Source organism: Stenotrophomonas maltophilia (assembly GCF_006974125.1).
Taxonomy (GTDB): Bacteria; Pseudomonadota; Gammaproteobacteria; order Xanthomonadales; family Xanthomonadaceae; genus Stenotrophomonas; species Stenotrophomonas maltophilia_O.
Genome location: NZ_CP037858.1, coordinates 2,537,609 through 2,563,179, shown reverse-complemented (window position 1 = coordinate 2,563,179; position 25,571 = coordinate 2,537,609). Strand labels below are relative to the sequence as shown.

Here is a 25,571-nt window from a genome sequence, read left to right as displayed (position 1 = left end):
AACGTCGGCTCGCCGTACGCTTGCCGCCCTACGCCATGCGAGGCCCGGACTGCTCCTGCACCTGGCGCTGCTGCAGCTCATCCTGCGAGCGCGCCTGCCCAGACTGCGACAGCTGCTCAGCGCGCTCGAAGGAGATTTCTGCGGGTGTCTGCGCGGCTACCGCCGTTAGCATGCTGGCCCGCACCTGTGCCGGGTCGTTGCGCTCCCCCTGGACGATGAAGATGCTCTGCGCCACATCCGCCTGCGCTGTGCGATCGCTCAACAGCACATGGTTGACCTGGGTCAGACCGTTGGCCTTGGCCAGCGCGTACAGGCTGGCACTGATGTTCTCGCTGGTGGCGTCGAAGGCACGGCCACGCTCTGCATCGAGCTGAGCCACGCCCTGATGGATCTGCGAGAGCAGCGGGTCATTGCTGTGCCGGGCCAGATGATCACCGCTACGCTCGCCGGTGCCCTCGGCGTCGCTCAGGATGCGCTGCTGGAAGCTGCGCGCGGGCATGGGGTTGGTTTTCTTCTGATTGAGTTCGCTGTCTGGAAACGGCGGATCAATGCTGTCCACGCCGTGGATGTTGCGCAGCGGCCGGAAGCCATCCTTGCCTGCGCCCTTGCTCTCCAAGGGAATGCGGACATCGGGAAGCAATTGGCCAATACCGCCGCCCAGCGCGTTCACGTCGATGCTTCTTTTCCGCTCGATGCCCGCGTGGTTCAGCGCTTCCCAAGTGAAGTCCACGCAGTTGTGGCGCACATCCTTGTATTGAAGATCGAAACCGTACTTGTCCGGGTGCGAGCCGAAGGCTTCGAGTTTTCTGTACTGTTGCTCGCTGATCTCGAGGGTGCGGCTGTAATGGGGGTTCTTGTACTCGCCCGCATCGGTCTTCATGACCTCGCCCGGCCCGTTCATGCTTCCATGCTCGGAAGGCGCGAAGCCGAAACTCCGCGTCGTCTTGTCCGGCCCATGCAGCACGTAGAACATGTGCCCGGGCCCGGATGTCTGCGGAACCCCGTCCACAACTTTCTGTACCCCTCTCTCGTCCACCAACGGCGTTCCAGGTGCGGCAATGACGATTTCTACGGTGTAGCGCGGCTTATCCATAAGAGAAATCCTTCAGTTCCTTCCAGCAGTGGGATGGCGACTATTTTCCAGAGAGCGGGTCGGCATGAACCCGCAGCTGCGCCGGGTAATGCTGGAGCGCAGCGGTGGGCTTCACCGTGCGCACATCCAGGCGGTAGCGGGCATCGGTTTCCATCGGCAGGGCGACGATGCTCAACCTGTATCGGCTGGTGTCCATCGATACCTCATGCGCGTAGCGCCAATTCGCCGATGCATGCCATTCGGGGAGCGGCTCCCCCAGATTGCGCGCCCTTGCCTGATAGACATCAGAAGTTGCAACGTCCTGCCAGGCATCTGCGACCCAGCGCTGCAGGGACAGCTGGAAGGGAACATGGACATTGTCCATGTCAGGCTCACTGCCAGGCCCGGGCCCATGTCGCTGAACCTCGAGATCCAGCACATAGGGTCGACCCGAATAGAAGTTGCGGGCATTCGTCTCGAACTCGAACCGCACCGCTTGCCCGGACTCGGCAAGGTTGATCGGCTTGACCAGATCCAGCGGCTCCGGTGCATCCGGTACGCGGCTGCTACAGGCGCCGAGTGCGCTCGCCAGCGTGAAGATCAGGCCGGCACGCAGCCAGCGGTGGATACCCAGCATGATTCAGACCCTTTGGCTCCCTGCCATGGGGTTCAACCCTAGCGGGTTGGCGTTGGGCACTGCAACCGGGCAATGAAAAAGGCAGGGCCTGCACCCTGCCTTCTTCAAGCGGTAAACCTCCGGGAGTGGCCCGGCGTCATCGCATCAGAGCTGAATCCGCGCCACACTCTCGTCAGCGCCCTTGTCATCCTTCTCGCCGTTCTTGATGCTCACGAACAGCACGTTGTTCTTCGCATCCAGCGCCAGGCTGTTCGGGTGGGTCGGCACCGTGTAGGTCGCCACCTTCTGGTAGCTGTCACTGTTGTAGGCCGTCACCGTACCGGCTTCGCGATTGGTCACGTACAGGCGCTTGCGCGGTGCATCCAGCAGGATGCCCAGCGGGCCGGCATCGGTCGGGATGCTGGCCAGTTCCTTGCCGGTGCCGCGGTCGAGCACCAGCACGCGCTGGCCCGGGTGCTTGCTGACCAGGCCGCTGCTCTTGGCCTGGTAGCCACGCAGGAATTCCGAGCCCTGGTCGGTCACGAACAGGCGCTTGCCGGCCGGGTCCAGCGCGATGTTCATCGGCTGCTCGGCGGCGATCTTGTGCTGCGCCACCACCTTGTTCGAATCGGTGCCCACCACCACCAGATCGGCCAGCAGGTTGCTGGTGTAGACGCGCTTGTTGGCCGCATCCAGTGCCAAGCCCGGTGCCTTCGCATTGCCCAGGCCGTCGATGGTGTTGATCACCTTCAGCGTGGTGGTATCGATCACGAACAGCACGCTGCTCACCTCAGGCTGGCTGCTGTGGCCGGTCACGTACAGGCGGTTGGCGGCACTGTCGACAACCAGCTCGCGCAGGTCGTGGGTATAGGCGGCCTTGCCGTCCTTGCCGGTCTTTTTCTCCATCAGCTGGATGGTGCCGACGGCCTTGTTCTGCGCGGTGTCGACCACCGTCACCGACAGGTCCACGGTGTTGCCCACGTACAGGCGGTTGTGGGCGTCATCCAGCACCACGCCGAAGGCTTTGCGCTCCAGCGGGATGCGGGTTTCCACGGCCAGCGTGGTCGGGTTCAGGCGCAGCACCTGGGCCGGGCCGGCGTCATCGCCGAAGCCGCCGGAGGAGGCCACGAACACGGCGTTCTGCTTCGGGCTGTAGGCCAGCTCGTACAGGCCCTTGGCCACGGCCTGGCGCTGTACGGCGGCGACGGCGCTGGCGGCGGGTGCGTTGTCGGCGAATGCGGAGGGCACGCCGAGGCTGAGCGAAACGGCAACGGCCAGGGCGGCCGAGCGGAAGAGAGGATTACGGAACATGCGAGCGTCCTTGAATGGGCACGGGAAGGTGTCCTGGCTCGCTGGGCCGTACTGCGACGGCCCGCCCCGCATCTGTCTGCGCGGAGTGGGCTGGCTGGGGTTGCGGGGGAATGGTAGCAGGTGGGGGGCGTGGCGTGCGCCGGCGCGCGTATGGCAGACGCGCGGCTTACTGCTCCTTCAACCGCAGCGAATCGGCCACATCGGTCTTGGCCGCCACTTCAGTGGCGATGCTGGCGCGGCGGTGCCCCGGGTCGTTGCGATCACCCTGCACGATGAAGATGCTCTCGGCGGCATGGCTGCTTTGGGTCGGCTGGCTGAGCAGCACGTGGTCCACGCGCGAGAGATTGTTCTGCTTGGCCAGCACCAGCAGGCTGGCGCTGATGCGCTGGCTGGCGGCATCGAACGGGCGGCCATGCGCGGCATCCAGTTCGGCCACTTTCTGGATCAACTGCGCGAACAGGCGGTGGTCTGGATGCGAGGGGTCCAGCAGCGTGCCGGCCACCTCGATTGGCGTCGGTGGCGGCTCATCGCTGGCACGGTCGCCCTGGCGATGATGCTCGGCCTCGCGCTCGGGCATCGCATGGTGGGTTTCTGCATTCAGATCGCTACCCGGGAACGGCGCGGCAATGCACTGGATTTCCGGCAGGTTGAACAACACCGCGAACTCGCCCAGGTTGCTGCCCCCATCCAGCGGCGCCGGCAGCGGATGCAAGCCGGCATAGTGCAGCGCGGCCCATACGAAATCACTGCAGCGGTTGATGGTGGCCGGGCGACCCACATCGAATTCGAACTCGGCCGGCTCCTCGGCAAAGTCACGCAGACAGCCGTAGTGCTCCTCGGTAATTTCCAGGGTGCGGCTGTAATACGGGTCCAGATGTTCGTCGGCATCGTCGTGGCGCACCTGCGCGTACTGCACGCCGGTGGGGGCTTCGCCCGGCGCGTGGCGCGGTGGCGCAAAGCCGTAGCTGTGGGCCTCGTCGCCCGCGGCCACCTGCAGGTACATATGGCCGCGCGGCGAGATGCCCCCGCTCTTCAGTGGGGTGCCGGGGGCGGCCAGGTACAGCGTTGCCGTGTAGCGTGTTGCCTGCTCCATGCCTGTTCAGCCTTGATGGGTGCTGCGGTCCTGGCCGGATGATGGCATAGGTGGGATGGGAGGCAGGTGGAGAGGCCCAAGCTGCGTGATCGGCTTTCTGAATGTGTGAACCAGCGTGCATTCCGGCAGCGTAAGGCCGAGGATGTGAAGTGCGGCGGAAGGGAGTCGTATATTCTTCAGAAACAGAGCAATGGAATTGCCGATGAACACATCTTTGCAAGTCCGCGTGCCGCAATCTGAGCATGATGAGCCCCCCAACGGGATAGCGGGCAGAATGCGCTCTGTCGTGTGTGGTCAGGAGGATCTTTGTGGGTACAAACCTTGGCCACAGACGCGACACCTACTCCACCTCCTTGCAACGGTTTCGGCCGGAGTTCGTGTATGGGCGCATGTCGTGATTCCTGGCACTGCGCAGCTACAGCGCCTGTAGGCGGAAACTAGCAGCGCGCAGGCGCGCCAAATTCATCACCAGCACCAATCAGTACCAATCCCAGGAAAAGACGATGCCCATTGAATTCAGGCCCGACTCCAACTCTGCATTCGATGCACCCAGCGCGGTGAGAATTTCTTACCCGCGGGTTCTACCTGCCACGCTGTCCGATGGACGCGAAGTCACTGAGTATCAATACACTTTCCGTCGTGACGGTGAGCGGGTAGCGTCGCTTGGCATCTTTGGAACAGAAACGCTTGCGATTGACGAGAACGGCCGTGAGCGAATTTACACGTTGGACCTTAGTACCAGTGAAGTACTGAAATCGATCATCGATTTCAAAGAGGAAATAGGAAATCCCGATGAAGCTTCTGCATTCATCCGCGCCGTCGCGCAGGGACTGGTTAATGTATTTTCCAATCAACCCAGCATTTTTGAGAGCGTTCGCTACATCGCAGTAGCTCGGACTGATTCACTGCTTGAACTTGGCATCGCGACGCCAGCGGACAGAATTCAGCTACGGAACGAGGAAGTAGTTCTAGGCAGCTTGTTTGTTCCGCAGAAGCAGACTGAGGCAGGGTGATATGCCCCAGTTCTCATTTGAGAATTTCGCACTGACGACCCTGATGCCTGCCACAGATGCGGCCAGTGGGGCACAGCTCACCGACCAACAGAAGGCAGAGATAGTCAGCTACCTGAAATCCCCAGGCTCCGGGCCCGACGGAGTAACGAGCTACGAAGACTTCATCAACTCAAAGCTACGCAGCTTCCCCGCTGAACTTCCGTCTGGCGTTGACTATGTAGCGTTCTCGGGTACGGACAGCTTCGACAAGGGCAACTATTTCAATGCAACGGACTACGGTAAGAGTTTGCAGGGAAGGACAGGTATCATCGGGGATACCCCATGGGGAAAGTACATTGAAGAGATTGTAGACAAACCTGAAGCCCATCCGGACTTTCATTCGGTTGCCGACAAGTTCCAGGCATTCATGGATGCTCGGGGCTTCAAGCCGATGGGCAACGGTGTTGGCGCGCTCCAGGACATGATGTGGAACGCTGGCAGCCCCAAGTTTTTCGAGAACGCCATCGCCACAGGCAAGCCCTTGGTTGCATTTGTCGAGAATGCCAAGCTCGAGCGTGGCTTCCACAAATTTGAGCTAGCCACCGCCCTCGACCACCCCACCGTCCGCATCAACGGCTACCCCATAAGCGCCTTCGGGCCCGAGCCGCTGGCCTTCGCAAGCCAGTCCGCCGCCGAGTACCAGGCGCTTGAGCGCAGCCTCGCGCAGCATGCCACCACCAACAGCGCGCACCCCGTCGACGTCGCGCAGGTGCGCCTGCATCTCAAGCCCATCGATGGCTATGACGCCGTCAGCAAGACGCTCTTCGAGCGACCGCTGCACGATTACAGCGCGTTGAACCTGAGCGAGATGTCGACCACCCGCGCGAACTGGGTCGCCGCGCATGCCAATCTGGGCACAGGGCCACGCCTGTTCGCTGACCTGCCCGAACCACCATCGCACGCGCCCCTGCAGCCAGGATCTCCACGCGGCCCTCCCCATGCGGCGACGGTTGCCGAAGCAGTGGCCGACGTTGCACCGCATGGCGTACATGCCGGAATCAATCCCGCCATCAAGGTTGCCGGTGTTGCAGGCGTCGCACTGCTTGCGCACGACTTCGCCACCTCCGGGCACAAGTGGATTGAGCTGAACTCGCAGGGCAATGCCGCAGGCGCAGATTCCACCGCTGCACACTTCGTTGGCCGCAACATCGGCGGTGCAGTGGGCGGCTTTCTTGGCGGCGCCGGTGTCGGCCTTGCTTCGGGCTCGTGGACGGGCCCCGGCGCCATTGCAACGGGTATCGGTGGCGGCGTCCTGGGAGCCTATCTCGGCGAACGCTGGGCCGAGCAGAAGGACATCGAACGCGTCTACTCCCAGGTCGATCCGATGGGGCGCACCTGGACACGCGACCCGGTCGATCCCAATGGGCGATGGCTACGAGCCGGTGAACAGCAGCAGGTCCAGAGCAGCGACCTGGGCACCGGCGTCGAAGTCCGCCCGGTGCAGACGGCACAGGGTGACGACGTCACCTTCCGCACCAGCTATGTTGCCACCGGCACATTGGAGCGCCAGTTGAACTGGCAGGCGGCTCGGGCCTCGTATGAGTTGGGCCTGTCGAACCCGCCACCACCACAGAATCCCTACCGGCTGAATGCCAATGGCTTGGCCCAGCCGGCACGAGGCGCCTTCGAGACCGATCGCGCCTTTGTACGCGATGCCAGCTCGGGGAAATGGGAACTTGAAATCAAGGAAATGGTGGATGGTCGAGTGCCCAACAGCCGCCACCTGCCAGTCTCGGCGGAGCAGGCGCAGGCGCTGGATGAACAGTCGCGCGCAGTCATTGCCCAGAACGCGTCAAACACCAAAGCCGCGATGGCTGCGCGCTACATGGTTGCTCACGAGCAAGGACGTTGGAGCGACTTCGGCGACGCGAACAATCCATCCATTCCCCGTGCCGTTCAGGACGCGCAAGCCAGCGCCGACACGTTGAAGGCAAGTGATGGCAATGCCTATACACGGCAGGTGGACGGCCAATGGGTCAGCAAGGGCGTGATCTTTGACAGCACCGCCAACCGGAACCTGAGCGACGAGCTGGAGATCACCTGGCAAAGCCAGAATGAAGGTATCGCCGGACTGCATGACATCGCGAAGCAGCTCAAAGACACCGCACAGATTGCACCCGAAGGCATACGTGGCCAGGTGGATGCACTGTACGCGCGCCATGGCATCGAGCGCACCGAGCAGCAGCTTGCAGCTACAGCCGTCGCTGTGGAGCAGACGCTGAATCTGCAGGGCAGAACGGGCGACGTGGTTCTGGAACTGATGCCAGACCCCCGTACCCACGCGCCCAGCGCAGAAAGTGCCATCGCCACGTTCGGTGACGCCGGCGGAAACCGGATGGTGCTCACCGGCACCACCACCATTGAGGACATTACGCGGGCTCAGTCGCAGCTTCGGCCTGAGGCCTCACTGGCTGCCCAAGGCGCTACACCTGCAGATCAGGCGACGACGCCCGACGTGCCCGAGCTACGCATTGCTGCGTTGACTGCAAAGGAGCGGGACGCACACCGGCAAGCCCTGCAGGAGGCCAATCGTCAAGGCAGTGCGGCGGTGGATGCACAGCAGGCAGCGTCTGCGGCCGTGCTGGAGGCGCGAGGGGTGCAGGTTGACCCGGTTGAGGCACTGAAGGTCGACAGTGACCTGCAGTCAGGTGCGGCAACCAACGCCGCCGTTGAGTCCGCTCGCCAGCCTGCTCCGTCGCCCGCTCCTGTCATCGCGGCGCCCTCGGCGTCGATTGTTGAGCCAGAGCGCACGCGTCCCTCGCGCGAGAGTGAGCAGCCAGTGGAGAGTCGCCCTGGACGACAAGCCGATTCGGCGCAGCGTGCAGAGGATGCCGCCCGGCAGGACGTTCGGAAGGAGGAGCCGGCACCGACTGCACCAGCAGTGGGCCCTCAAAGTGCCTCGCAGCATGAACCGACTGTAGAGCCAGCACGTGAGGAGCGGAATGCCTCGGTCGTAAGTACTGCGGCCAGTGCAGGCTCAACCCAGCCAGTTCACATGCAGGAGCACAAGGCTGAGGATCACGCGCGTGAGGGTAGTGCTGAGCCGCAGAAGCTTGCGGACGCACTGCCGGCGCAGCCCGCCGTCGCTACAGCTCAGGACAAAGCAGAGAAGCAACCTTCTGAGAGCGAGCAGACCCCAAGGACCGCACGGGAAGTCCCGTTGGATCCCCCAGTTCCGCCACCACCGGCCCGGGACAATCCAGCGCTGGAACCAGCAGACCCCAGAACGGCTGACGTTGGCGGTGAGGCTACCCATCAGGCAGCGCTTCCCTCTTCCCCTTCAGATGAGGAGCGCAACTTCCCTGAGCATGTAGAGCCGCAGCAGGCCTCTCTGGCGGAAAGCAATCCAATGCGGCCCGGCCATCCCGATCACCCGCTCTATCAGCAGATCCGCGAGGGGGTGGAAGAGCTGGATGCCAAGCACGGCCGGAGCTTCGATGCGGCAAGCGAGAGAATGACCGCCAGCCTGCTGGTTCTGGCCAAGGACAACGATCTGTCCCACGTTGATCATGTGCTCGTAAGCAACGCCACTGCAACGCATCCTGCCGGCCATACCCTCTTCGTGGTTCAGGGCGAGGCGAACAATCCTGCCCATCTGCGCGCTTCCATGCCAACGGCAGAGGCCGCGCAGGCGCCGGTGGAGAAGTCACTGCTGCAGTTCGATTCAGTCAGCAGGGAGGCTCAGCAGCGCGCATTGTTCAATCAGCAGGAGCAGCAACTGCTGGACGAGCGAGCACAGCAGGACATCCAGGTGCGAGCAGCAAGCGCGTGTTAATGGGTACTACGGTCCTGGCTGGCTGATGGCATAGGTGGGATGGCGGGCAGGTGGAGGAATAGAGGCGACCGATCGCGGCTTGCTGAATATGTGAGCAAGCATGCAGCAATGACCCCGCGGTGGCTGCGGTCCCGGCTGCGACTGGAGCTTGCCATTCCACCGTTCTATAGTCGTTTCGATCATGCAAGGGAATCGCCCATGAGCAGAGCACCGGCTTGCCGGCTTGCCTCCTTCGCCCTGGTGGCAGTGCTGAGCACCACCGCCTGCGCGAAGGCCCCATCCACGGAAAAGGACCCGAACGGAACCCCCATGTCCGAAACCGCAACCAGCCCACGTACGGTGGGCGGACAGACCTACACAATGCAGCCGGTGGAGGCTCGGCTTGGCCCGCACCGCTTCATGTTCCCGGCCAACCTCTACTACAACCAGACGGGCCCCTTGGCCGATGGGGGCGTCATGCTCACTGTGTTCTGGCCTGATTTCGATGCAGCGCCTCCTGGTGATCGCCCGGTGCGCAGCACGCAGGACAGCCGGCGGCAGGTACTGGTCGAGCTTAGGTACATCGATCGCGTTCCCATCCAGAACTATCTGGCACGTCGGTCCAGCAGTGAGGCCACCAGCGCGCCGGGGTCGCTGGAGCGAAGAGACCCGGTAGAGAATCTTGCGCTACGCGTTGCACAACCCGAGCGATGGGGCCTGACGCCCTATTCGATCGACCCATCGTTGATGGAAGCCTATGCAAAGGAGTCAGAGGCTGCGCTGGGCAGGCCTTACGTGCACAACCCGGGGATGGAGCCAGACTGGTATGTGGCCCGCTCGGCGGAGGGGCAACTGACAACGTTCATCAGCTGCGAACCGGCAGATCGCATTCCTGACGGACTTGTAGCTCAGGGAAAGACACTTGAACGCGTCGGAGAAGGCCAGATCGCAATGTGCCGCCATTCCATCGTGGATGTGGGCGACAGCATCGCCATCGAGATGAACTATGCACGCGTAATGCTGAGCGACTGGCAGCGTCTGGAAACCAGCGTGCGTGATCTTCTGAGCCGCTATCGCGTTCAGCCGTAAACCGCATCTCAAGGATGAATCATGAGCGGACTTACCGATAAGGATATTCGTGTCCTGTCCTCCTACGCGAAGGAGGGAAATCGCGAGCTGTATTGGAACTATCTCGCGCAGCTTCCCGACAATGATGGCTACGGCCTGCTTGCGTTGGGTGTTGTGCGCAACGACAGCCTCCCCGGCCGGGTGGCCAACAGCTTTGCAACCGCCGTTGCCGAACAACAGGCCACGCTGTTCGGCAACGAGAAGAACGTAGCGTTCACCGAGCGCAGGCAAGAAGCCTTTGGCCAGGATCTGATCAGGAACGACCTGGCGGAGCGCAGAAGTTGGATGGAGGCCGGCAGGCCCGATCTGGCACTCAACCTGCCCTACACCAGCACGCTCAAATCCCACGATGTTTCGTTCGAAAAGAACGACCTCAATGTGAACTGCTGGACGCCACGCTTGCTGCTGGTGTCCACGGAGCACAAACGCGGCGAGCAGGCAGCCGAAAAGGTCTGGCAGAACATGCTCGACAACAGCGCTGCCGGCGCATTCCGTGCTGGCAAGACGGCCGTCAGCGTGCACCTGGATATGCCGCAGCCCGCTGGGCATTTCTACTTCGTTGAGCTGAGCAAGTTCGAGGGCGCAGCGCTCCTGCAGCGCGACGCCGTAGATCCGAACGTGATTGGTACCAAGTTCGACTATCACAGCTACGACGCCAAAGACGGCAGCTGGAACCGCACAGTGGGCGTTCCCCCGCTCGATAGAACAACCAAAGAGACCGATCCCGCCGAGATTTCCGCGTTGAACGAGACCCGCGAGGTTCGCCTGGAACGCGAGGTCAAGGCGAAGCAGTTTCATCCTGAAGATCCCTACAGAGAGATCGCCAAGAGCCCGCGCGTGGTGTCTACGCAGGAGCCCGAGCCTCTCTTTACGGAAGGACGCCGAATCGCGGCGATAGAGCCAGGCAGCCCGGACTATGCCCTCCATCAGCAGATTCGCCAGGGCGTCGCTGCACTGGACGAGAAGCACGGCCGCCCCTTCGACGCGACCAGTGAGAACCTCGCCGCCAGCCTGACAGTGAGGGCACGCGAGCAGGGTCTGGAACAGGTGGACCATGTGGTGCTGAGCAACGCCACAGCCAATCAGGCGCCGGGTCACATCATCTTTGTTGTACAAGGCGACCTATCTGACCCTGCGCACCTGCGTGCAGGAATGCCCACTGCCGTGGCTGCACAAACGCCGGTGGCTGAGTCACTGCAGCAACTGGCTGTGGTTGGCGATCAGCGCGAGCTCGCCCGTCAAAATGAGCAGCAGGCGCTGGATGCACGTACGCAGGAACAGCAGAGCCACGCCATGCGCATGGGCTGAGCGCCCCAGGTTGAGGCGGCCTCCCTCGGCGCCAGAGATCTCAGTCCCTGAGACCTTCCCAGGTCATCCTCCCCTGCTTCGGGAGGATGACCGTGACCAAGATCGAACCCGCATGGTTGGAAGCCTTCGACAAGGAGCTGCTCCACCTGTTCGCCATCGACCATGGCGACGCCGGCATGGATGAGTATCTGCTGGGCTGCTACGCAGACCTGCCGCCGCGCGAGGCGGCGCTGGCGTTCGGCAGCGACTACGATCTGGAGCGCGACGATGCGCTGTGGCCACGGCCGGGCGTGGCGCTGCAAAGTTAAGCTGTGTCGCAATCGGCACGCTGTGCGTATCAGCCCGATGGACTATGTGTCGCTTTTGGGATCCCGAACGGCTGAAAACCGTGCTTTTTGATGCGCATTCGGGCGGTAACTTAACACCGGCCGAAACCACTGCACCGCATGGGTTCTGCCACGCGCGCGCCATGCAACAATGCCGTAAGCGTCAGCATTTGCGGCCTTTGCGGCCTACGAATTCTTGGCATCTCGCAGTCATGCGAGTACACCTTGGCATGCCACCTCACACAGGGTGGCGCGGGCGTCGAAAACCCGGTCATTAGCCAATGTGTTTGCGCTTGTCAGCCGGCGCCACCTCTGCGTGGCGCCGGCTGGCAATCCGTTCGCGGTCCATGGCGGGCGGTGCGTGGGGGTCTTCGGACCCGCCGGATTGGCTATTGACCGGTTTTCGAGCCACGCACCGTCCGCCACTTTTATCAGTGGCGCTGCTATCTGTCCTGTACGGAGCATTGCCATGAACACATCGGACTTCCGTTCCCTGCACGCGCAGTACGATCCGGACAACGCCGAACCCGAGCGCGAACCGTCTGCCGACCCCAACGCCTTCGTCGCCACGCTGCACCGCATCGGAACCGGTGCGGCTGCGGATGGCCAGCCTTGGCCGGAGCGGCATCAACTGCCCGGGCGGTGTCTCCAGCTGGCGGATGCGGATTGCGCGTTGGCAGGGCTGCGCGTGGTGGCGGAACTGATGCTGGCTGCGGAGCGGACTCGGCAGAATGGCGCGCCAGAAGAATACCTGGGGGATCGGGTGATGGAAGGGTTGAAGATGGCGTGCGTGGCGTTGACTGCGCAGGCTACTGAGCGGTTGCAGGTGCGGGAGTAGAGCGCGCTTCGCTACGTACATCGAGTGCAATACGCGGATCGTACGCTGGGTCCCAAGCATTCGCCGCTGTCTGAGCCTTTAGCCTCCAACACTGGCCTCACTATGCCGAGCCGCACTCTACTTGCCCTGACGGCGGCAGCCCTATTGGGATTGATCATTGGCGGGGCGTACGCGCCAGCCACCACAATGAGTCTTGAGAACTACCCAAGACTCACCGACGCGGAGTTTGCCCTGTTTCGGGCCGATGCCGAGAGCTTCGCCGAGGTGTTGGCCTGCCAAGGCATCACCATCGGAAAGCATGATTCCAGTAGACGCTTCTTCGATATGAGCGTACGTGGCGATGCCATTCTATTCGTAGACAACTCTGGGCCAAGTCTTCTGATAGTCACCATGTCTACGATCACAAGCGATGCAATAGAGCTACAGCGCTGGAAAGATGGATGGGGCTCACCAGAGAGACGCAGGAGGAATTTGAGCGCACCTGAGAACAGCTGCCCTAAGTCTGCGCCCCAGTAGCCCCCATCTGCACCCTGTCGAGGCAGCCAAACGCGTCAGCCAATGACACAAGAAGCCTGGTTCTGGCTAGAATCCTGGGCACTTAGCTGCTGGGACAGGGATCTAGGATGGAACTCCCATTCGAGGTGGGCGCGCTCTACAACCGTCAAAAGCAGATCCACGGTGTATTTGGCGGACAACAGCAAGGCGGCATTTCGACACCCAAGGAGCATCCGCTAGTCATCGCGTTCACTGGCGAGGCCGGCGTGTCTCACGGCTACCACGACTTTTGGGACGACGACGAAGTCTTTCATTACTTCGGTGAGGGTCAAGTCGGAGACATGAAGTACGTGGCGGGCAACCGAGCGATTGGTGAGCACGTCAGGGATGGCAAGACGCTTGTAGTGTTTCAGATGATGGGCAAGGGGCGGCCCTACCGATACCTTGGTAGGTTCATGTGTCAGTCCTCCTACGTTCAACCTGGCATGCCAGATCGAGAAGGGCAGCCAAGATCTGCCATCGTGTTCCGCTTGAGATCGCTTGAAGCCTCACTGGGCCTCGCGGCAAGTGAGTCGGACCAAGCTGAGATCGATGCCGCTATTGATGACGTAGGCGCGACCAGTACAAGACGCGAAACCGAAGTGCGTACGAAGCAGCGCCTGTTCCGCGAACGCTTGATCGGCGTTGAAAAGGGCTGCCGACTGACTGGTATTGAGGACCTTAGATTCCTCCGTGCGAGCCATATCAAGCCATGGGCGGACAGCACTCATAGCGAGCGCATTGATGGCGAGAACGGCCTTCTGCTGGCTCCGCATGCCGATCTGCTCTTTGATCGCGGATGGATTAGCTTTTCGAAAGAAGCAAACCTGATTGTCGCCCAGGATCTTCCTTTGAACGTCCAGAATTCCCTCAAGCTTGATCTGAGGCAAGGTCGCGGTTACGGACCCTTTTCACGACGACAGCTGGAGTATCTTGAATTTCATCGAGACAATATCTTCAGAAGACGCGCTCATGAATGCTCCATAGAAAATCAATTCGACTCTCGACTTCAGATCTAGTCGAACAACAAGAACTGCGCATCATTCTCCGACTCAGTCTCCAGCGACGAATAATCATTAGCTTCCAAGTCACGGCATGCTGCCTCATAACCAGATACGTAAATTCTCAACATTTCGACCAAATCCGCTCGATCAACGCGCTCAATTTCTTCTAGCTTAATTTTATTGAGTTCGCGAGGGGATGCGGCGCCTGAGGCACTAAAGTCAAGAATTGTTACCTCTGCATACTCAAGATCTGGATCTTGCTCAACAATTTCGTCGATGATTGTCGCGAATAGGCTGAGCCTGACACCCGAGAGGGGATTGCTTCGCCAGAAACTAAACCAGGGCATATGAAGAACGCCGCTCGCACCGTAGACGAATGGCGGAGAGAAAGGGACATATAGGCCTCGCCCGAGCGGGTAGTGCCGAGGCACGACTCTATGGACAAATGACGGACGAATTCCTTCCATACCTTCACGAACCAGGGGAAGAATTTCTAGAAAGTTGTTTCTGACACTCTCCCGCCCTACACGAGACTTTATTGCGAATTCAATCTGCTCATACGGAATTTTGGCATGAACCAGGTCTTGAACTAGCTCATACATCAGTTGATAACTAAAAGTCGGGCTATTTTTAGCCAATGCCACCAGTGTCCTTCGAACTTTCTCAGGATCAGAATCCCAGGTTCTAGCAAGGTGCTGCAAGGACGGCACTTTAGGAGCCTTCAGTTTCGACATGGAATATCCCTCTAGAATGGCCGAGTCACCTGCATGAAGTATTCATGAATTTTTTCGTTCGCCATTCGCATCCCTGGATTAACCTCACCCTCGTAGTTCCACGAATCATGCCAGGGACCTGCCGGATCATGGCTCATCTCAACTAGCGTCCCAGGCCTCAGTGCTCCATAGAAACAAACACAGGAATCAATGAGATTATATACTTCCAATTCTTGTACAGGCTCTACAATTTTTCTGGAACCATTATTAAGGTCAATTTGAGTACACCGGCCATCAATCGCCTTTCGCTCAAAGCCTTTGAATTCCCTATACAGATTTTGAAGCACCGGCCCGTATTGCCACGCTTCAAATTCCTGCCTAATCAATGGCGACCCAAAAACCACCATATGCCATCCGTGGCAAAAGTAAATGATCTTCTGTAGCGATAGATTAGTTATCTCCAACCCACGACTTTCTGCGCACCCCAGGATTGTATTAGCGACTGCCCTACTGTCGTACATAAGTGCCCCCTTCATTAGGCAACACCATCAGGAATGAAAGCGCTCTCTGCTTCATCCACCTTTCTCTTGAGCCTTTCATTAATTTTCGCTTCAAGCTCTCTGTAGTTGTCAAGAAGTTCAGGCGCTCTCTTTTCAGATTGCTCTGCGCGAACAAACCTGGCCTTCCCAGTTGAATCCTTCCTCGAGTCCAAAGAAAAGAAAAGACTCGAGAATCGTGCAGGAGCGACTCCTTCAAAGTGCAAGAAGGCGACCTTGCCAGTCGCTGACGCTGACGCTGGGGATGGAGAAGGCGCGTGACTGATCGCGTCATCATGCAGTTCACTAGCGAGACTTTTACCGTAGGGCTCAATAAAGTACACAGCGCTAATACCTGCCGCCACGATATGACGAGCGCAATTGTGGCAAGGGTAGGTCGTTGTGAAAAGCAGACACCCCTGAATAGCACTGCCCCCTCTTCTTGCCGCCGAAATAATCGCGTCCATCTCAGCGTGAACCGCGCGCGAGAACTCAATAAGGTCCTTAAGTCGCGTTCCCGATCGAATCTCCCGCGCCAGCAGACTTGCCTGAGTTTTCGCAACTCCACGAGTAATCAGAAGCTGTTCAATCTCATCTCTGAGGCGATCCTTGTGCTTATCGTTAAAGCAAATTCCGCCCTCTCGAAACACGCAACGCTGATCATTCCCGCTTTCGTCGTAAAGGCCACCACCAGCCTTCGGAACGTCGTTGCAACCGGTTGAGACTAGGATCCCATCCGAATCCAGAATTGCAGCACCAACCTGCCTCGACAAACAGGCAGAGCGAAGCGATGCACTGTACGCAGCGTGCATTCCTCGCTCAAGAAGTGTTGGAGTTATGCCTGGTGTTCCATGCAGAAGCTTTACAAATCGCTGTATTGGCGCCTCAAGCTCTGGAGTATTGTCGCTATCATTTCTGACAAAATAGTCAGCAAGTTTAAGCGTCTTTTCCAATTGCTGACCAGAACTTCCAGATTCAGCCCTATCCCGTTCAATGAGCTGTTCGGCATTCGCGCCCCCCATCAAAGTGGATAGATAAGACTTCCTCTTCTCATATCCGGTGAGGATACCAATTAGATAGAAGATATTTCCGTAAATTTCCCGAAGCAGTATGGCTTCGCTAGGATTCTTTAGTTGATCGATTATATAGGCAACTCTGCCTGGCTTGATCTCCTGAACAGGCAATCCGGGATTCTTCACCGTTCGATCCTGGGCAATCATGCTTACCGCAAGCTGCGCGGCCAGGTCCCCACCAACGCGACTCCTCAGCGAATTCCCTAAGTCCTGGAAAGCACTGATTCGTTCGTACTCATTCGCAAACGAATCAGGTGGTTCCGGCAAGCCGAATCTTCGCGCCAGTTCCGCGAATTGGGCCGACACTTTGATGTCAACCACCTCATATCCATGCAGCTCAAGTTGCTGCCTTAGCACGCGCTTTACGTGCTCTAGACCACAGCCAACCGGGCCGCTCAGCCCGATTATTAGTTCTTTGGAATGCCTGGAGCGAATCTCATCACTCGCATCTTTAGAAAGCGCATTACTGGCTGCTGGGGCATTCTTGCCCACAGGTGCGATCGCGGCGTTCATCCTTACCCCCTGTTTGTCTAGGGAGTCTACCGCAGTCATTTACCAGTCAGGGAGAGTCGCGGCAAATTCGAGCAAACGGCGGGACGCATCATCAGTTTCATTCAATGCGTGAACCCGTGCTCTATGTTCTGAAAAACACAGTATTTTTGCGCTAACGCGTTTAGCGGCCTCGAAATCCAACTCCAACTGTTGGAAATCTCCGTTAGCGGAAATCATATCCCTATGTCGATGGCATTCGAAGATCTGAGTCTTCATTGCATCCTTCCTGCTGCCCCTATGGGGCGAGTGTAGGCAACTTCATTGATAAAATCGAGTGAAAAAACGCCGCTCGAGCCACCACGAGGTGGCCCAAGCGCGCTTCGAACACCACAATCATCCCATACAAATCAAATAGTTACATCAAACCCCAACAGGATTAGCCTTCTCCGGATCAATCTTGTACTGCTTGATCGCCCTGGCCACGTCCTTCGCGGTCATCTTCCCTTCCTTCGCCAGCGCCGCAATCGCGGCATGCGCGATGTAGTACCGGTCAACCTCGAAGAACCTACGCAGGTTCGCACGCGTATCCGAACGGCCGAAACCATCGGTACCCAGCACGGTGTACGACATCGGCACGAACGCACGGATCTGGTCCGCATACGCACGCACATAGTCGGTGGCGGCAATCGCCGGGCCCTGGCGGCCTTCCAGCAGCTCGGTCACGTAGGCCTTGCGCTGCTCACCTTCCGGATGCAGGCGGTTGGCACGTTCCACGTCGAAACCATCGCGACGCAGTTCGTTGAAGCTCGGGCAGCTCCAGATGTCGGCGGTCACGCCGAAGTCCTTGTCCAGCAGCTCGGCGGCAGCAATGGCTTCGCGCAGGATGGTGCCCGAACCCAGCAGCTGCACGCGCAGCTCGCCCTTCTTCGGCTTGCCGGCGTCGGTCAGCAGGTACATGCCCTTGACGATGCCTTCGGCCGCGCCTTCCGGCATTTCCGGGTGGGTGTAGTTCTCGTTCATCAGGGTGACGTAGTAATACTCGTCAATCTGATCTTCCATCATCGCCTTGGTGCCGTGCTGCAGGATCACCGTCACTTCGAAGCCGAAGGTCGGGTCGTAGCTGCGCACGTTCGGGATGCCACCGGCCACCAGATGGCTGAAGCCATCTTCGTGCTGCAGGCCTTCACCGTTCAGCGTGGTACGGCCGGCGGTGCCACCCAGCAGGAAGCCGCGGGTACGCATGTCCGCTGCCTGCCAGGCGATGTCGCCCACGCGCTGGAAGCCGAACATCGAGTAGTAGATGTAGAACGGCAGCATCGGCACGTTGCTGACCGAGTAGCTGGTACCAGCGGCCATCCACGAGCTGATCGCACCCGGCTCGCTGATGCCCTGCTGCAGCACCTGGCCGCTCTGGTCTTCGCGGTAGAACATCAGCTGGTCAGCATCGACCGGCTTGTACTTCTGGCCGAACGGCGCGTAGATGCCGATCTGGCGGAACAGGCCTTCCATACCGAAGGTACGGGCTTCGTCGGCCACGATCGGCACGATGTGCGGGCCCAGTTCCTTGTCGCGCAGGGTGATGTTCAGGCTCTGCACGAAGGCCATGGTGGTGGAGTAGCTGCGCTCGCCGCTGCTCTTCAGCAGGCGCTCGTACGCTTCCAGCTTCGGTGCCACGAAGGTCTTGTCGGCCTTGCGGCGGCGCTGCGGCAGGTAACCGCCCAGCGCGGCACGGCGTTCCTGCAGGTACTGCACTTCCGGCGAATCCGGGCCCGGGTGGTAGAACGGCACCTGGCCGTCGGCCAGCTGCGCGTCGGTCACCGGAATGTTGAAGCGGTCGCGGAAGTGGCGCACCGCTTCGTCGTCCAGCTTCTTGGTCTGGTGGGTCGGGTTCAGCGCTTCACCGGCGCTGCCCATGCCGTAACCCTTCACGGTCTTGGCCAGGATGACGGTCGGCATGCCCTTGGTGTTCACGGCCTGGTGGTAGGCGGCGTACACCTTGTGCGGGTCGTGGCCACCACGGTTCAGGCGCCAGATGTCGTCGTCGCTCAGGCCGGCAACCATCGCAGCGGTTTCCGGGTACTTGCCGAAGAAATGCTCGCGGGTATACGCGCCGCCGAATGCCTTGCAGTTCTGGTATTCGCCGTCGACGGTTTCCATCATCAGCTTCTTCAGGACGCCGTCGCTGTCCTTGGCCAGCAGGGCATCCCAGTAACCGCCCCACAGCAGCTTGATCACGTTCCAGCCGCCGCCACGGAACACGCCTTCCAGTTCCTGGATGATCTTGCCGTTGCCGCGCACCGGGCCGTCCAGGCGCTGCAGGTTGCAGTTCACCACGAAGATCAGGTTGTCCAGGCCTTCACGGCCGGCCAGGGCGATGGCACCCAGGGTTTCCGGTTCGTCGCTCTCGCCGTCGCCGATGAAGCACCACACCTTGCGGTCGGACTTCTCGATCAGGCCACGGTTTTCCAGGTAGCGCATGAACTGCGCCTGGTAGATGGCGGCCAGCGGGCCCAGGCCCATCGACACGGTCGGGGTCTGCCAGTATTCCGGCATCAGCCACGGGTGCGGGTACGAGGACAGGCCACCGCCGTCCACTTCCATGCGGAACTTGTCCAGCTGCTCTTCGCTGATGCGGCCTTCCAGGAAGGAACGCGCGTAGATGCCCGGGGCGCTGTGGCCCTGGATGAACAGCAGGTCGCCCGGGTGGTTTTCGCTCGGGGCGCGCCAGAAGTGGTTGAAGCCCACGTCGTACAGGGTGGCGCCGGAGGCGAACGAGGCGATGTGGCCGCCCAGGTCACCCGGCTTGCGGTTGGCGCGCACCACAGTGGCCATCGCGTTCCAGCGGATGATCGAACGGATGCGCCATTCCAGCTCGGCATTGCCCGGGCTCTTGGCCTCGAGCTGCGGCTCGATGGTGTTGACGTACTCGGTGGTGGGAGAGAACGGCAGGTAGGCGCCCGAACGACGGGTCAGTTCCACCATGCCTTCCAGCAGCTGATGCGCGCGCTCGGAGCCCTCGACATCAATAACGGCCTTCAACGACTCGATCCACTCCTGGGTTTCCACAGGATTCGGGTCGTTGTTCAGCACCTCGTTCAACCAGTTCATTAGCGCTCCCATAACCGCACGCACGCGCGCGACTGTTGTATAGATTTCTAGACCGCAAAGTGTAGCGCACCAAGGGCTTTCGTCACTTGGCTACGCAGGCGTATGGATGCAACCGGCCAGTGTCCGCAAGGGGCTTGCCGGGCCCGCTGAAGGCCCTGCGGCGGGCCTTGGTGGCTGCGCGGGCTGTCGCTTGCGGGCCGCTGCGCCCATGTGCAGGACGCAGTGTTACTGCTGCCGATGACGGTTGTAGGGCAACTCCGGCACCGCTATGGGGGCGGTTCGGGCAGCGGTACTGAACCGGCGACAACGTGTCGCACCTGCCTCTGGATCGGTGCCGGCAGCGGGTCCAGCGTGGGCCGCGAGTGATGGGCCTGTCGGCCCTGCTCCCTTCCACAGTACCGCCGGGGCGCCCTGCAAAGGGCGCCCCTTTTGCTGTGGGCCCGCGGCCGGCCATGGCCCAAAACTGACCCGCTTGTGGCCGGATCGATGATTGTCGTCTTCGATATATCGATATATCGTTTGCACACTCGTTTACCGATATATCGAAATGAGCCGTACCGCTTCTCCCAGAGCCCGTTCCACCCATCCGGAAGTGCCGCGCCGCAACGGCCAGCCGCGCGTGCTCAGCCGCGGCGACCTGCGCCTGCTGGTGCTGGCCCTGATCGGCGAGCAACCGCGCCATGGCTACGAGCTGATGCAGCTGATCAGCAACCAGTTCATGCAGGCCTACACGCCCAGCGCCGGCACCATGTACCCGCTGCTGGCCAGCTTCGAGCAGGCCGGCTGGATCGAGGCCGAGGAAGTGGACGGCAAGCGGATCTTCCGCATCACCGCCGCCGGCGAGTTCGAGCTGAAGGTGCAGCGCACCCAGGTGCGCCTGGCGCAGCGGCGTGCCTTCGACCGTGCCCGCGAGATCACCAAGGCCTCGCTGCCGCCGCCGCTGGCCGGTGCCCTGCGCGAGTTCAAGCGGGCGCTGGTGCATCACCACGGCCGCTGGGCCGAGGGCGAAGCAGAAGAAGTCGCGGCGCTGCTGACGCGGGCGTCTGCCCTGCTCAACGGTACGGCCGGTAGCGAGAGCCCACCCATTTCAACGACCCAGCCAGACTGAATCCAGCCAGGTCTCCCCTACGCCGCGCGCCCCCGCGCGACACCTTTACAGGTAACCCCATGACCGAACACAACAACACGCGCCTGCGCCTCGATGTGCGCTTCCGTGAACTGACCGTGCTGCGCTCCGAAGAGGTCACCCCGCACATGCGCCGCATCGTGCTGGGTGGCGCCGAGCTGGCCGGTTTCGATTCGCCCGGCGCCGACGACCACATCAAGCTGTTCTTCCCCAATGCCAGCGGTGAGATGGTGCTGCCGGTGGTCACCGCCGAAGGCCGCAGCTATCCGGCCGGCAAGGAGCCGTCGCCGGCCCGCGACTACACCCCGCGCTGGTGGGACCACGAGACCGGCGAGCTGGCCATCGACTTCGTGCTGCACGACCAGGGCATTGCCGGGCCGTGGGCCGAACAGGCCAAGGCCGGCGACACGCTGGTGATCGGCGGCCCGCGCGGCTCGTTCGTGGTGGCCGACAGCTTTGATGCCTATGTGCTGATCGGCGATGAAACCGCGCTGCCGGCCATCGCCCGCTGGCTGGACGTGCTGCCGGACGGTGCCGAGGTGCAGGCCTTCATCGAAGTGAGCGATGAGGCCGAACGCCAGGACCTGCCGCAGTACGAGAACGTGCGTATCCACTGGCTGGAGCGCAATGGCTTCCCGGCGGCCAGCAGCACGCTGCTGGAAGACATGTTGACCGACTTCGAGGCACCGGACGGCGATGCCTTCTACTGGATCGCCACCGAATCGCGCCGCGCACGGATGATGCGCAAGTTCATCGAAGGCCACCTGGGCGTGCCGCGCGACTGGATCCGTTCGACCGGCTACTGGAAGGCCCATCCGGACGAAACCGACGGCGATTGATCCAAAGACGGTGGGTGCGGACCATTGGTCCGCACGCCCTGCAACAGGTAGTGCCGGCCGCTGGCCGGCACCCTCATGAACCCTCGGCAGGAACCTGCAACTGCCGGCCAGCGGCCGGCACTACCCCCTGCCGCGTCCACCCGAACCGCTGCGCGGCCCAGATCTCCAGCGCCACCAGCAGCGCGATGATCAACAACGGCAACAACAGCCCGAAGTACACGCCGGGCATCATGCCGTTGATCTGCGCCTTCACCAGCCGCAGCACGCCACGGGTGTGCAGCAGCTCATCCACATGCATGGTCAGCGCCTCACGCACCACCTTGGGCTCCAGCCCGACCGTGCCGGCCTTGTCCACCAGCGTGTCTTCCACCATGCCGCGCAGCAGGCCTTCGCGCACCTTGCCGATCACCCAGCCGGTGCCGCGCGCCAACGGGCCGTTGCCAAGACGATCCAGGCCGGGCAACGGATGTTCGCTCAGATAGGCAGAGGCAATGGTGTCGGCGACGTCGCCCACCGTGCCCTGGCTGCGCAACGCCTCGCGCATGCGCGGGTCGTCCAGCGAATCGGTGAAACCTTCGCTCCAGCCTTCCACCAGGGTCTGCAGGTGCGGCTGGAAATGATCGAGCTGCTTGAACAGCGCGCGATGCGCACCAGCAGTGAAGCCCAGCTGCAGGCCGAAGAAGGCGGTGGCCAACGGCAGCAGCACCACGTAGCTGGCCAGCAGCCAGTGATGCCAGCGCTTGCGCCGCTGCAGCCAGCCGCGGCGGTGCAGCCAGCGCCAGCTGAGGATGCCCAGCACCAGGCCAAGCAACGTGCCGAGCACGCTGCCGCCCAGCAGATCGAGCACGCTCAGGCCCGACCAGAATTCGTTCAACCAGTACTGCGCGTCCTGCATGGGTCTTCCTTCCGTGGGTGATACAGCGGGCCATTGTAGAGCCGAGCCCACGCTCGGCTGCTCCTTGCATCCGGTGGGTGCGGACCGTTGGTCCGCACAAGCCGAGCGTGGGCTCGGCTCTACAGAGGCGCAAGCAATGCGACAATCGCGCTCCTTTCCTGCAGCAACGAGGCCCACATGGCCAAACTGACCCTGGCCAGCGTGGATGCGCTGCGTACCCGCTTTGCCGATGACGCCGCCTGCGATGCGGCACTGGCCGCCTTCGCCGACACCGCTGCCCTGCGCGCGCCGCTGCGCGAGCTGGTGGAGGCGCAGCACCGCTACCTGCAGGCCGAATTCGAAGTGGCGCAGGTGGCCGATGTGCTGCGCCGCGACCAGAAGTACGCGCCGGTTGGGCGGCCTTCGATCAACATCGTGCAGCTGCGCAAGCAGCAGGCCGCGACCAAGCAGGCGGCACTGATCGCACGCCAGGTGGTGGCGCAGGCCGCGCAGACCTTCGTGCGCGTAAGCGGGATGACGGTGAAGGCCAAGCAGAGCCCGAGCGAAGCGTGCGTGGCATGGTTGGGCGCGCTGCGCTGAGCGATCGTACTCGGTAGTGGCCAACCTTGGTTGGCCTGCGGACTACCCGTGTGCCAACCAAGGTTGGCACCTACCAAAGCACTCTCCGGCCCCGCATTGAACCGGTAGTGGCCAACCTTGGTTGGCCTGCGGAGTGCCCGTGTGCCAACCAAGGTTGGCATCTACCAAAGCACTCTCCGGCCCCGCATTGAACCGGTAGTGGCCAACCTTGGTTGGCCTGCGGAGTGCCTGTGTGCCAACCAAGGTTGGCATCCACCAAGGCACTCTCCGGCCCCGCATGAACCGGTAGTGGCCAACCTTGGTTGGCCTGCGGACTACCCGTGTGCCAACCAAGGTTGGCACCTACCAAGGCACTCTCCGGCCCCGCATGAACCGGTAGTGGCCAACCTTGGTTGGCCTGCGGACTACCCGTGTGCCAACCAAGGTTGGCATCTACCAAAGCACTCTCCGGCCCCGCATTGAACCGGTAGTGGCCAACCTTGGTTGGCCTGCGGAATTCCCGTGTGCCAACCAAGGTTGGCATCTACCAAAGCACTCTCCGGCCCCGCATGAACCGGTAGTGGCCAACCTTGGTTGGCCTGCGGAGTGCCTGTGTGCCAACCAAGGTTGGCATCTACCAACGCGTGTTCCCCGGCACCCAAAAAAGAAGGCCCGCTTTTCAGCGGGCCTTCTGCCTTCTCACGACGAGTGAGCGGGGTGCATCAAGCGGCCGGCTTTTCGCCGGTGGCTTCGGTGGTGATGCGGATCTTCACTTCATCGCTGACGTTCGGAGCGTAGGCACCGACGCCGAAATCGCTGCGCTTCAGGGTGGTGGTGGCATCGAAGCCGGCGGCCGGAACCTTGGCCATCGGGTGCTCGCCGCCGCCGTTGACGGTGACGTCCAGGGTGACCGGCTTGGTGATGCCCTTGATGGTCAGGTCACCGGTGACGGTCAGCTTGTTGGTGCCAGCCGCTTCCACCTTGGTGCTCTTGAAGGTGGCATCGGCGAACTTGGCGGCGTCGAAGAAGTCGGCGCTCTTCAGGTGCTCGTCGAACTTGGCGGTGAAGCTGTTCAGGCCGCTCAGCGGCAGCTTCACTTCCACGGTGGACTTGGTCACGTCTTCGGCGTTGTACACCAGGGTGCCTTCAACGTTGCCGAAGTGCGCGCTGGGGTTGGAGAAGCCGAAGTGGCTCCACTGGGCCAGCACGTCGGTGTGGGTCGGGTCCAGCTTGTAGGTGCCCGAGGCGATCTTGATCGCTTCGGCGGCCGGGGCGGCAGCAGCGGCATCGGCGGCCGGGGTGGCAGCCTGCTCGGTGGTGGCCGGGGCGGCGGCATCGGCAGCCGGGGCAGCGGTGTCGGCCGGCTTGGAGCAGGCGGCGATGGCCAGGGTCAGGGCCAGCGGCAGCAGCAGTTTACGGGTGGCGCTCATCTCAGGAACTCTCCGGATCGTAGGGTGGGTACACGGTGCAGCAAGAGCCTGCCACGGGAAGGCAGGCCCGAAACCGATACAACGACTTACGCGATGCGCGCCGCTTCGTCGAACGACAGGCGCGGCAGACGCGGGAACAGGCCCGCCGAGTCACCGTAACCCAGGTTGACCAGGAAATTCGACTTGATGGAGGTGCCGGCAAAGAAGGCTTCATCCACCTTGGCCGCATCGAAGCCCGACATCGGGCCGGCGTCCAGGCCCAGCGCGCGTGCGGCCAGGATCAGGTAAGCGCCCTGCAGGCTGCCGTTGCGGATGGCGGCTTCGTGGCGGCCTTCCTGCGGGCCGTCGAACCAGGCCTTGGCATCGGTGTGCGGGAACAGGTACGGCAGCTTCTCGTGGAAGTCCAGGTCGAAGCCGATGATGACGGTGACCGGGGCGGCCATGGTCTTGTCGTGGTTGCCTTCGGACAGGGCCGGGGCCAGCTTGGCCTTGGCTTCCTTCGAGGTGACGAAGACGAAGCGGGCCGGCGTGGTGTTGGCGGCGGTCGGGCCCCACTTCACCAGGTCGTACAGCTCCTGCAGCAGGCTGGCCGGGACCGGCTTGTCGAGGAAGGCGTTCTGGGTGCGGGCAGTACGGAACAGCTGGTCGAGGGCAGCAGCGTCGAGCGCGTGGGACATCGGTGGATCTCCAGGGCGGCTAAGGGAAGTCAGTGCCCGCGGGCGGCGCGGGGCGAAACGACGAGCCGCAGTGTAGAGTGTCGCGACT

21 protein-coding genes are annotated in these 25,571 nt (G+C 61.6%); 10 read left to right on the top strand and 11 right to left on the bottom strand.

Features of this window, described 5'->3' with window-relative positions; all coding sequences use genetic code 11:
* Positions 1-28: 28 nt before the first annotated feature.
* The 4 genes from EZ304_RS11590 to EZ304_RS11575 all read right to left on the bottom strand — a co-directional run bounded on the left by EZ304_RS11590 (position 29) and on the right by EZ304_RS11575 (position 4,092).
* Positions 29-1,093 carry an XVIPCD domain-containing protein gene (locus EZ304_RS11590; protein WP_185959175.1) on the bottom strand — a complete coding sequence of 355 codons (1,065 nt, stop codon included), beginning with the start codon at positions 1,091-1,093 and terminating at the stop codon, positions 29-31.
* A 40-nt stretch (positions 1,094-1,133) separates the two neighbouring features.
* Complete coding sequence (locus EZ304_RS11585) at positions 1,134-1,709, bottom strand: hypothetical protein (RefSeq protein WP_142807129.1); 576 nt, start codon at positions 1,707-1,709, stop codon at positions 1,134-1,136.
* 144 nt (positions 1,710-1,853) lie between these two features.
* The gene (locus EZ304_RS11580; protein WP_142807128.1) at positions 1,854-2,999 is read right to left on the bottom strand and encodes a YncE family protein; all 1,146 of its coding nucleotides are present in this window, start codon (positions 2,997-2,999) and stop codon (positions 1,854-1,856) included.
* Between the two features lie 166 nt (positions 3,000-3,165).
* Positions 3,166-4,092, bottom strand: coding sequence for an XVIPCD domain-containing protein (locus EZ304_RS11575; protein ID WP_142807127.1), 927 nt, complete (start codon positions 4,090-4,092; stop codon positions 3,166-3,168).
* Positions 4,093-4,595: 503 nt separating this feature from the next.
* On the opposite strand from EZ304_RS11575, the gene EZ304_RS11570 reads away from it, so the two are divergent.
* From EZ304_RS11570 to EZ304_RS11540, 7 genes are all read left to right on the top strand, one after another.
* A complete protein-coding gene (locus EZ304_RS11570) occupies positions 4,596-5,105 on the top strand; it encodes a hypothetical protein (RefSeq protein ID WP_142807126.1) in 510 nt (169 codons plus the stop codon).
* Between the two features lies 1 nt (position 5,106).
* A complete protein-coding gene (locus EZ304_RS11565) occupies positions 5,107-8,919 on the top strand; it encodes an XVIPCD domain-containing protein (protein WP_142807125.1) in 3,813 nt (1,270 codons plus the stop codon).
* A 198-nt stretch (positions 8,920-9,117) separates the two neighbouring features.
* Positions 9,118-9,987, top strand: coding sequence for a hypothetical protein (locus EZ304_RS11560; protein ID WP_142807124.1), 870 nt, complete (start codon positions 9,118-9,120; stop codon positions 9,985-9,987).
* 21 nt (positions 9,988-10,008) lie between these two features.
* On the top strand, positions 10,009-11,334 hold the full coding sequence (locus EZ304_RS11555) for an XVIPCD domain-containing protein (protein WP_142807123.1): 1,326 nt from the start codon (positions 10,009-10,011) through the stop codon (positions 11,332-11,334).
* Positions 11,335-11,420: 86 nt separating this feature from the next.
* Complete coding sequence (locus EZ304_RS11550) at positions 11,421-11,642, top strand: hypothetical protein (protein WP_142807122.1); 222 nt, start codon at positions 11,421-11,423, stop codon at positions 11,640-11,642.
* Between the two features lie 487 nt (positions 11,643-12,129).
* The gene (locus EZ304_RS11545) at positions 12,130-12,498 is read left to right on the top strand and encodes a hypothetical protein (protein ID WP_142807121.1); all 369 of its coding nucleotides are present in this window, start codon (positions 12,130-12,132) and stop codon (positions 12,496-12,498) included.
* Between the two features lie 623 nt (positions 12,499-13,121).
* Positions 13,122-14,051, top strand: a complete 930-nt coding sequence (locus tag EZ304_RS11540) for an HNH endonuclease (RefSeq protein ID WP_142807120.1) — start codon at positions 13,122-13,124, stop codon at positions 14,049-14,051.
* Here EZ304_RS11540 and EZ304_RS11535 read toward each other — a convergent pair.
* From EZ304_RS11535 to aceE, 4 genes are all read right to left on the bottom strand, one after another.
* The gene (locus EZ304_RS11535) at positions 14,048-14,770 is read right to left on the bottom strand and encodes a hypothetical protein (protein WP_142807119.1); all 723 of its coding nucleotides are present in this window, start codon (positions 14,768-14,770) and stop codon (positions 14,048-14,050) included. The genes EZ304_RS11540 and EZ304_RS11535 overlap by 4 nt on opposite strands.
* An 11-nt stretch (positions 14,771-14,781) precedes the next feature.
* Positions 14,782-15,156 (bottom strand): type II toxin-antitoxin system antitoxin SocA domain-containing protein, encoded by a 375-nt coding sequence (locus tag EZ304_RS21290; RefSeq protein WP_185959174.1) that lies wholly within the window; start codon positions 15,154-15,156, stop codon positions 14,782-14,784.
* A gap of 128 nt (positions 15,157-15,284) precedes the next feature.
* Positions 15,285-16,871, bottom strand: coding sequence for an anti-phage dCTP deaminase (locus tag EZ304_RS11525; RefSeq protein ID WP_185959173.1), 1,587 nt, complete (start codon positions 16,869-16,871; stop codon positions 15,285-15,287).
* Between the two features lie 399 nt (positions 16,872-17,270).
* Complete coding sequence (gene aceE / locus EZ304_RS11520; RefSeq protein WP_099551316.1) at positions 17,271-19,958, bottom strand: pyruvate dehydrogenase (acetyl-transferring), homodimeric type; 2,688 nt, start codon at positions 19,956-19,958, stop codon at positions 17,271-17,273.
* A 547-nt stretch (positions 19,959-20,505) separates the two neighbouring features.
* Here aceE and EZ304_RS11515 point away from each other — a divergent pair.
* Together EZ304_RS11515 and EZ304_RS11510 are read left to right on the top strand one after the other, a co-directional pair.
* The gene (locus tag EZ304_RS11515; RefSeq protein ID WP_043033973.1) at positions 20,506-21,066 is read left to right on the top strand and encodes a PadR family transcriptional regulator; all 561 of its coding nucleotides are present in this window, start codon (positions 20,506-20,508) and stop codon (positions 21,064-21,066) included.
* A gap of 59 nt (positions 21,067-21,125) precedes the next feature.
* Entirely contained in the window at positions 21,126-21,923 is a 798-nt protein-coding gene (locus EZ304_RS11510; RefSeq protein WP_099551318.1) for a siderophore-interacting protein, read from the top strand.
* 73 nt (positions 21,924-21,996) lie between these two features.
* Here EZ304_RS11510 and EZ304_RS11505 read toward each other — a convergent pair whose 3' ends face one another.
* Positions 21,997-22,818: a hypothetical protein gene (locus tag EZ304_RS11505; RefSeq protein ID WP_142807116.1), complete on the bottom strand. Its 822-nt coding sequence runs from the start codon at positions 22,816-22,818 to the stop codon at positions 21,997-21,999.
* A 177-nt stretch (positions 22,819-22,995) separates the two neighbouring features.
* Here EZ304_RS11505 and EZ304_RS11500 point away from each other — a divergent pair, with 177 nt between their 5' ends.
* Entirely contained in the window at positions 22,996-23,397 is a 402-nt protein-coding gene (locus EZ304_RS11500) for a hypothetical protein (RefSeq protein WP_139726649.1), read from the top strand.
* Positions 23,398-24,098: 701 nt separating this feature from the next.
* Here the strand turns inward: EZ304_RS11500 and EZ304_RS11495 are convergent.
* Both EZ304_RS11495 and EZ304_RS11490 read right to left on the bottom strand, forming a co-directional pair.
* A complete protein-coding gene (locus EZ304_RS11495) occupies positions 24,099-24,806 on the bottom strand; it encodes a YceI family protein (RefSeq protein ID WP_005407837.1) in 708 nt (235 codons plus the stop codon).
* 86 nt (positions 24,807-24,892) lie between these two features.
* Positions 24,893-25,483, bottom strand: a complete 591-nt coding sequence (locus EZ304_RS11490) for a malonic semialdehyde reductase (protein ID WP_004139510.1) — start codon at positions 25,481-25,483, stop codon at positions 24,893-24,895.
* Between the last annotated feature and the right edge of the window lie 88 nt (positions 25,484-25,571).